The 8,440-nt window shown below is 37.7% G+C and carries 10 protein-coding genes and 1 tRNA gene; all 11 read left to right on the plus strand.

Features of this window, described 5'->3' with window-relative positions:
- Nucleotides 1-155: 155 nt before the first annotated feature.
- The 11 genes from dnaE to ACFQ13_RS15460 all read left to right on the plus strand — a co-directional run bounded on the left by dnaE (nucleotide 156) and on the right by ACFQ13_RS15460 (nucleotide 8,360).
- Nucleotides 156-4,541: a DNA polymerase III subunit alpha gene (gene dnaE, locus ACFQ13_RS15410; RefSeq protein ID WP_386118897.1), complete on the plus strand. Its 4,386-nt coding sequence runs from the start codon at nucleotides 156-158 to the stop codon at nucleotides 4,539-4,541.
- 270 nt (nucleotides 4,542-4,811) lie between these two features.
- Complete coding sequence (gene trxA / locus ACFQ13_RS15415) at nucleotides 4,812-5,129, plus strand: thioredoxin (RefSeq protein WP_114308395.1); 318 nt, start codon at nucleotides 4,812-4,814, stop codon at nucleotides 5,127-5,129.
- 117 nt (nucleotides 5,130-5,246) lie between these two features.
- On the plus strand, nucleotides 5,247-6,176 hold the full coding sequence (locus tag ACFQ13_RS15420) for a DUF58 domain-containing protein (RefSeq protein ID WP_386118900.1): 930 nt from the start codon (nucleotides 5,247-5,249) through the stop codon (nucleotides 6,174-6,176).
- A gap of 76 nt (nucleotides 6,177-6,252) precedes the next feature.
- Nucleotides 6,253-6,326, plus strand: a tRNA-Asp gene (locus ACFQ13_RS15425).
- Between the two features lie 618 nt (nucleotides 6,327-6,944).
- On the plus strand, nucleotides 6,945-7,118 hold the full coding sequence (locus ACFQ13_RS15430; protein WP_386118902.1) for a hypothetical protein: 174 nt from the start codon (nucleotides 6,945-6,947) through the stop codon (nucleotides 7,116-7,118).
- Between the two features lie 33 nt (nucleotides 7,119-7,151).
- Nucleotides 7,152-7,325, plus strand: a complete 174-nt coding sequence (locus tag ACFQ13_RS15435) for a hypothetical protein (protein WP_181858349.1) — start codon at nucleotides 7,152-7,154, stop codon at nucleotides 7,323-7,325.
- 33 nt (nucleotides 7,326-7,358) lie between these two features.
- Nucleotides 7,359-7,532: a hypothetical protein gene (locus ACFQ13_RS15440; RefSeq protein WP_386118903.1), complete on the plus strand. Its 174-nt coding sequence runs from the start codon at nucleotides 7,359-7,361 to the stop codon at nucleotides 7,530-7,532.
- A gap of 33 nt (nucleotides 7,533-7,565) precedes the next feature.
- Entirely contained in the window at nucleotides 7,566-7,739 is a 174-nt protein-coding gene (locus ACFQ13_RS15445; RefSeq protein WP_181858349.1) for a hypothetical protein, read from the plus strand.
- Nucleotides 7,740-7,772: 33 nt separating this feature from the next.
- A complete protein-coding gene (locus tag ACFQ13_RS15450) occupies nucleotides 7,773-7,946 on the plus strand; it encodes a hypothetical protein (RefSeq protein WP_181858349.1) in 174 nt (57 codons plus the stop codon).
- Between the two features lie 33 nt (nucleotides 7,947-7,979).
- On the plus strand, nucleotides 7,980-8,153 hold the full coding sequence (locus ACFQ13_RS15455; protein ID WP_181858349.1) for a hypothetical protein: 174 nt from the start codon (nucleotides 7,980-7,982) through the stop codon (nucleotides 8,151-8,153).
- 33 nt (nucleotides 8,154-8,186) lie between these two features.
- Nucleotides 8,187-8,360, plus strand: a complete 174-nt coding sequence (locus ACFQ13_RS15460) for a hypothetical protein (protein WP_386118906.1) — start codon at nucleotides 8,187-8,189, stop codon at nucleotides 8,358-8,360.
- Nucleotides 8,361-8,440 lie beyond the last annotated feature (80 nt).

Below are 8,440 nucleotides of genomic sequence, written 5' to 3' on the forward strand. Positions count from 1 at the left end.
AATTTTTTAGAGGCTTTTGGAGGTGTGCTTATCTTCTTAAAAGGCTTCAAGAAATTTTTAAATGTTGAAAAAATAAGCAGAACCGGTTTTTACAATCTATTCTGAAAAGCATAGAATAGTAAAGAACCCTTCAATATAAAACATTCAATAGCGCTATGTACTTAATATTTGATACTGAAACCACAGGATTGCCAAAACGTTGGGACGCTCCAATTACGGATACGGATAATTGGCCTAGATGTATTCAAATTGCTTGGCAATTACACGATGCTATGGGAAACTGTATTGAGCATCAAGATTATTTAGTAAAACCTGAAGGCTTTAATATTCCTTATGATGCCGAGAAAATCCATGGTATATCTACGGAACTCGCACAAGAACAAGGGGTGCCACTTACAGAGGTCTTAGAGAAATTTAATAAGGCGCTCTCTAAAACCAAATTTGTTGTTGGACAAAATGTTAAGTTCGATTTAAATATTATGGGGGCGGAGTTCGTCCGTGAGACCGTAGACAATCAACTGCAAGAGCTTCCGGTGCTAGATACCTGTACAGAGCATACCGCTAATTTATGTCAGATTCCAGGGGGACGTTATGGTAAGTTTAAATTACCAACCTTAACGGAGTTGCATGAGTTTTTATTTAATAAACCCTTTTCAGAAGCGCATAATGCGACTGCCGATGTTGAGGCAACCACCCGATGTTTTTTCGAATTAATACGAAAAGAACAGTACACCGTAGAGCAGTTAGATGTAGCGCCCGATTATTTTGAGCGTTTTAAAGAAGCGCATCCTGCCGAGATACAACTTATAGGGCTTAAACATATTAATTTAAAGCGCGAAAGTGCTAAAATTAATGCGCGGATTCAGAAAGCGCAAGCTGCGGAAACCCCTGTAACGATAGACAAGGAAGCCGCATCTCAGGTGGCTGATGTCGATTTTGTACATCTCCACAACCACTCGCAGTTCTCCATTCTTCAATCTACCATTAGCATTAAAGATTTGGTCGCTGCTGCAGCAAGAGAAGGTATGCCTGCCGTGGCCTTAACCGATCACGGAAATATGATGGGGGCCTTTCATTTTGTGAGTGCTGTGTCTAATCATAATAAAGGCATAAAAGCTCAGCATAAAGCCGCAGAAGAAGCGGGCTTAGAGAAAAAAGGCAAATTGATAAAGCCTATTATTGGTTGTGAGTTCTTTGTGTGTGAAGATCATAAGGACAAGACCCGTAAAGATAATGGCTATCAAATTGTATTGATGGCGAAGAATAAAAAAGGGTATCATAACCTTGCTAAATTATCTTCAGCAGCCTTTACCGATGGGTTTTATTACGTACCACGAATCGATAAAAAATTAATAGAACAGTATAAGGAAGAGCTGATCTGCTTAACAGGAAACCTCTATGGAGAGGTGCCTAGTAAGGTGTTGAATGTCGGTGAAAATCAAGCTGAAGAAGCCTTAATATGGTGGAAAGAAACTTTTGGTGACGACTTATACATTGAGTTAATGCGTCATAACCAGGAAGATGAAAACCGTGTTAATCCTGTTCTTATTCAATTTGCAAAAAAGCATGAGGTTAAATTGGTAGCCACGAATAACACCTATTATGTAGACCAAGAAAACGCTAATGCTCACGATATTTTACTTTGTGTAAAGGACGGTGAAAAACAGGCCACTCCAATAGGTCGTGGTAGAGGTTACCGTTACGGACTGCCTAATCAAGAGTATTATTTTAAGTCTACGGCAGAAATGAAAGCCTTGTTTAAGGATGTGCCAGAGGCTATTGTAAACATCCAAGAGGTTGTAGATAAAATAGAACCTTATGAGTTGGCTAGAGACGTTTTATTACCGGCCTTCGATATTCCTGATGAGTTTAAATTTCCTGAAGATGACATTGATAATGGAAAGCGTGGAGAAAATGCATTTCTAAAACACCTTACCTATAAGGGTGCTAAAATTAGATATGGTGAGATTACTGAAGATATTAAAGAGCGTCTCGATTTTGAGCTGAGTGTAATTGAAAACACAGGGTATCCTGGATACTTCTTGATTGTTGAAGATTTTATTCGCGAAGCCCGAAAAATGGACGTCTCCGTAGGACCTGGACGTGGATCTGCAGCAGGATCTGTAGTCGCCTATTGTTTATGGATTACCAATATTGACCCTATTAAGTACGATTTACTTTTTGAGCGTTTCTTAAATCCAGATCGTGTGAGTATGCCCGATATTGATATTGACTTTGATGATGAAGGTCGAAGTCGGGTTATGGATTACGTAATCGAAAAGTATGGGGCTAATCAGGTGGCACAGATTATTACCTACGGAACCATGGCCGCAAAATCTTCGATTAGAGATACGGCCAGAGTACTCGATTTGCCACTGAATGAAGCCGATCACTTAGCGAAGTTAATTCCGCTGATGTCTAAACTTGGAAAAATATTTGGGTTAGACGAAAAGGAATTGGCTAAGAAATTCCGTGCTGAAGATTTAGAGAAAATTAATGAATTATTAAACATCTCTGATGGTGAAGATTTACAAGCGGAAACCTTAAACCAGGCACGTGTTTTAGAGGGATCGGTGAGAAATACCGGGATTCATGCCTGTGGGGTTATTATTACCCCAGGTGATATTACAAACTATGTACCGGTATCTTTAGCTAAGGATTCAGATTTATACGTGACACAATTTGATAACTCCGTTGTAGAAAGCGCGGGCTTATTGAAAATGGATTTCTTGGGCTTAAAGACCTTAACCTTAATTAAAGATACGGTTAAGTTGGTGAAGGCCAAACATAATGTAGATCTTGATCCGGATAGTTTTCCGCTAGATGATGTAAAGACCTACGAGCTTTTCCAACGCGGTGAAACGGTAGGGGTGTTTCAGTATGAATCGCCCGGAATGCAGAAGCACATGAAGAATCTTAAACCAACGGTTTTTGATGATTTAATTGCCATGAATGCCTTGTACCGTCCGGGACCAATGGAATACATTCCAAGTTTTATTGCGCGTAAACATGGGGATGAAGAGATTGTTTACGATTTACCCGAAATGGAAGAATACCTTAAGGAAACTTACGGAATTACAGTCTACCAAGAGCAGGTAATGCTTCTGTCTCAGAAATTGGCCGATTTTACCAAAGGTGAAGCCGATGTCTTGAGAAAAGCCATGGGTAAAAAGCAAATTGCGGTTCTGGATAAGATGAAACCGAAATTTATTGAGCAAGCCGGCGCCAAAGGTTTAGATAAATCCAAGCTAGAGAAAATCTGGAAGGATTGGGAAGCCTTTGCGAGTTACGCTTTTAACAAGTCGCACTCCACATGTTACGCATGGATTGCTTATCAGACGGCGTATTTAAAAGCCCATTATCCTGCGGAATATATGGCGGCGGTACTGTCTAATAACATGAACGACATTAAGACCATTACCTTCTTTATGGAGGAGTGTAAAAGAATGCGTTTACCTGTATTAGGACCCGATGTTAATGAAAGTTTTTATAAGTTCTCCGTAAACCAAGATAATGCGGTCCGATTTGGAATGGGAGCGATAAAAGGTGTGGGTCACGGTGCCGTGAAAACGATTGTTGATAACCGTAAAAAAGACGGCCCTTACAAGTCTATTTTCGATTTAGCCAAACGTATAGATTTAAGAGCGGCCAATAAAAAAGCCTTTGAAGGTTTAGCCAATGCCGGTGGGTTTGATTGTTTTAAAGAAACCCATAGAGCGCAGTATTTTGCGCATGAAGGTGATGGCGTCACCTTTTTAGAAAAGGCCGTGAAATATGGTGCTAAACATCAAGAAAATGAAAACTCGGCACAGGTCAGTTTATTCGGAGCGGCGAGTGATGTGCAAATTGCTGAGCCGTTAGTGCCACCTTGTGAAGATTGGGGAACCATGGAAAAGCTGTCTCGAGAGCGTGAGGTCGTTGGTATTTATATTTCAGGGCATCCCTTAGATGATTTTTCTATTGAAATGAATTCCTTTTGTAACGGTGTGGTGGCGCATTTTAATAATTTAGAAGCCATTGTTAATAGTGAAATTACATTTGGTGGAGTTGTCACCGATGTACAACATCGTGTGAGTAAACAAGGGAAAGGCTGGGCTATTTTTACTATTGAAGATTATACGGATAGTTTTGAGTTCCGAATTTTTGGAGAAGATTACTTAAAATTCCGTCACTTCTTTGTGGTGAATTCTTTTGTGTATGTAAGAGCATTTGTACGAGAAGGTTGGGTAAACAGAGATACGGGTAAAAAAGGAGATCCTAGAATCCAGTTTAATAGTTTTCAGTTGTTGCATGATGTTATGGAAACTTATGCACGTAAATTATCTATTCAACTTAATATTCGCGATTTAAAAGAAGAGACGGTAAGCACCTTGTACGATTTGATAACGCTTCACGAAGGAACAAAACCGTTAAGTTTCTTAATCTATGATAATGCGGAAAAAATTAAGGTGCATATGCCAAGCCGAAAAAACAAAGTGAAGATTTCTCAAGAATTATTAAACGCTTTAAAAGCGCATGATGTAAAATATAAACTGAATTAAATGATTGTTTAGGACGTTCATTGGGGGCTTTCAAAAGGAATGATTTTCAATATAAAGCCTGTGTTTTTTGAAAATAGGAACCTTGGCTTTTATGAGCTGAATTCTAGAAGCTATAGGCATCAACCTTAGAATATATAAATGCTCTATAAGGCTATAATTAAAACATATACAGGCTTTGTAAGGTTTGCGGAATATTTTGACTAATTTTGTACTTCCATTCCCAAAAGGGAGAGAAGAAAATTGAAGTACAAAACATAAAAAATAAACATTATGGCATTAGAGATAACAGATGCAAATTTTGAAGAAACAGTATTAAAAAGTGATAAGCCTGTAGTGGTTGACTTTTGGGCTGCTTGGTGTGGGCCATGTCGTATGGTTGGACCAATCATTGATGAAATTAGCACAGAGTATGAAGGTAAAGCTGTTGTTGGTAAAGTAGATGTTGATGCAAATCAAGAATTCGCTGCTAAATACGGTGTAAGAAACATTCCTACAGTATTAGTTTTCCAAAACGGAGAAGTTGTAGGTCGCCAAGTTGGTGTTGCACCTAAAAATGCGTACGCTGAAGCTATCGACGCACTTTTATAGTCCTTACTCTAAAAGATATGATAAAAGGTTTGCCTATACGGCAAACCTTTTTTAGTTTGTACCTGTGTTAAGGCTGAGGTCTGGCAAGTCTGCTATGCAGATTATTATATTATGGATATGGATTTACAAAAGGAACTTAATAAAACCGGTGGTTTTAAAAACTTAGCGCTATTAGCGAAGCAAGTGGTAGAAGGATTTATTGCAGGGATGCATAAAAGTCCGTTTCATGGGTTTTCAGCAGAATTTGCAGAGCATAAAATTTATAATCCAGGTGAAAGTACCAAGCATATTGATTGGAAGCTTTATGCTAAAACAGATCGGCTATACACCAAACGCTACGATGAAGAAACTAATTTACGCTGTCATCTTATTATAGATAATAGCGCTTCTATGCATTATCCGGAATCTGCAGGAACCACGTTAGAGAATTTAAACAAGATCGCTTTTTCGGCTTTAGCGAGCGCCTCACTGATGCATATTTTAAAGAAACAGCGCGATGCTGTGGGTTTAAGTGTCTATAGTGATCAATATGACTTTTACGCCCCAGAAAAGGGCAGTGAGCGTCACCATCAGATGTTAATTCATAAGTTAAACGAAACGGTGATGGAAACATCTGAAGCTAAGACAACGGAAACCTATCGTTATTTGCATCAAATTGCTGAAAAAATTCATCGCCGCTCTCTAATATTCGTTTTTACCGATATGTTTCAGTCGTCAGAATCTGATGAAAAGTTGTTCGAAGCTTTAAGACATTTAAAACATAATAAACATGAAGTTGTTTTATTTCATGTTTTTGATAAAAGTAAAGAGCTAAGTTTTGATTTTGATAATAAACCAAAGCGATTTATAGATATTGAAACAGGAGAACATATTAATTTATACGCCGATACGGTAAAAAATAATTACCAAACAGCTGTTAATGCGTACTTTAAGGACTTGAAGATAAAGTGTGGTCAGTACCGAATTAAGTATGTAGAGGCCGATATAAATGCGGGTTTTGATAGTATTTTGACGACCTATATGATCGAGCGTCAAAAATTTATTTAATTTTTTTTAAAGTTTTTTCATTTTTTTCTTGTGGAATTGAAAAAGGGTTGTATATTTGCACTCGCAATTACGCAACGGTCTGGTAGTTCAGTTGGTTAGAATGTCGCCCTGTCACGGCGAAGGTCGCGGGTTCGAGTCCCGTCCAGACCGCTAAAATTGCAAAATGAAAGCTTCAAGAAATTGAGGCTTTTTTTTGGCGACTATAAAGATGTTGTGTTGTTCTAGGAGCGATCCTAGAGTAGTTGTAAGCGTCCTAATTAATTTAGGGTCTTACCGATGAAAGGCTTTCCTTTTTTCTTAATAAGAAGATCGGGATGCTTTTTTGTTTTAAAGCAAGTTCTCAAGCTTGCGAAGCATGATCTTGATGCTGTTTTTCTCTCCTTAATTTTTTAAAATCTGAAGGCCTTCTGTTAAGTGTGAAGGAGTTAGGATTCTTTTTTTGTTCTAAAAGCTAGAAATTTCCTTGAATTGTTAATAACTATAGTATTTCGTCGATGAAAACCTGTATTTTGTAGTAAAAAACTTGCTTTATCAACAATTTAGTTTTATAATTGTCCTGCTTAATAAGCCTTAATTCAGCTTGTTAGGGCTAATTGTTCATTTTACATGCAGACTTATTTTAGTTTGGTAGCCTCCCTCGCTATTGTTGTGAAATGGTTTTGGGCATTATGCCTGAAAAATAGTTAATAATCCATTCTTCCCTCGTTCTAGCGCAGCTATTGTGCTACAGCTTAACTATTAACAAAATTTAACCCTAATATAATCCTTATGAAAACCCTAAAAATTACTTGCGCCCTAGTCGCTGTGGCATTACTTGCGGTCTCAGTAGTAAATTCTGATACGGTTGCACCAACCGACGACGCACCGACTTACAAAACGTACTCTCCAAAAGATTTACTGGCTACAGACAAGAAGAAGAAAATCTTAGAAACACACGCTTAATCCCAATCCTTAACTCAAAATCTTATAATCCTTATGAAAACTTTAAAAATTACTTTCGCCTTAATCGCCATCTTAGTCTTAGCAGTCTCAGTTGTAAATTCTGACACCGTAGTTCCAACCGACGATGCACCGACTTACAAAACGTATTCTCCAAAAGATTTACTGGCTACAGACAAGAAGAAAAAAATCTTAGAAACACACGCTTAATCTTAATCCCTAACTCAAAAACTTATAATCCTTATGAAAACTTTAAAAATCACCTTCGCCTTAATCGCCATCTTAGTCTTAGCAGTCTCAGTCGTAAATTCTGACAACGTAGTTCCAACCGACGATGCACCAACGTACAAAACGTATTCTCCAAAAGATTTACTGGCTACAGACAAGAAGAAGAAAATCTTAGAAACACACGCTTAATCCTAATCCCTAATTCAAAAACTTATAATCCTTATGAAAACTTTAAAAATCACCTTCGCCTTAATCGCCATTTTAGTCTTAGCAGTCTCAGTTGTAAATTCTGATACGGTAGTTCCAACTGATGATGCACCAACGTACAAAACGTATTCTCCAAAAGATTTACTGGCTACAGACAAGAAGAAAAAAATCTTAGAAACACACGCTTAATCCTAATCCCTAATTCAAAAACTTATAATCCTTATGAAAACTTTAAAAATAACTTTCGCCTTAATCGCCATCTTAGTCTTAGCAGTCTCAGTTGTAAATTCTGATACGGTAGTTCCAACTGACGATGCACCGACGTACAAAACATACTCTCCAAAAGATTTACTGGCTACAGACAAGAAGAAAAAAATCTTAGAAACACACGCTTAATCCTAATTCCTAATTCAAAAACCGATAATCCTTATGAAAACTTTAAAAATAACTTTCGCCTTAATCGCCATCTTAGTCTTAGCAGTCTCAGTTGTAAATTCTGATACGGTAGTTCCAACTGACGATGCACCGACGTACAAAACATACTCTCCAAAAGATTTATTAGCTACAGACAAGAAGAAGAAAATCTTAGAAACACACGCTTAATCTTAATCCTTAACTCAAAAACCTACAATCCTTATGAAAACTTTAAAAATCACCTTCGCCTTAATCGCCATCTTAGTCTTAGCAGTCTCAGTCGTAAATTCTGATACAGTTGCACCAACCGACGATGCACCAACGTACAAAACGTATTCTCCAAAAGATTTACTGGCTACAGACAAGAAGAAAAAAATCTTAGAAACACACGCTTAATCTTAAATCCCTAATTCAAAAACTTATAATCCTTATGAAAACTTTAAAAATTACTTTCGCCTTAATCGCCATCTTAGTAT

Source organism: Winogradskyella rapida, from assembly GCF_042675845.1.
GTDB lineage: Bacteria > Bacteroidota > Bacteroidia > Flavobacteriales > Flavobacteriaceae > Winogradskyella > Winogradskyella rapida.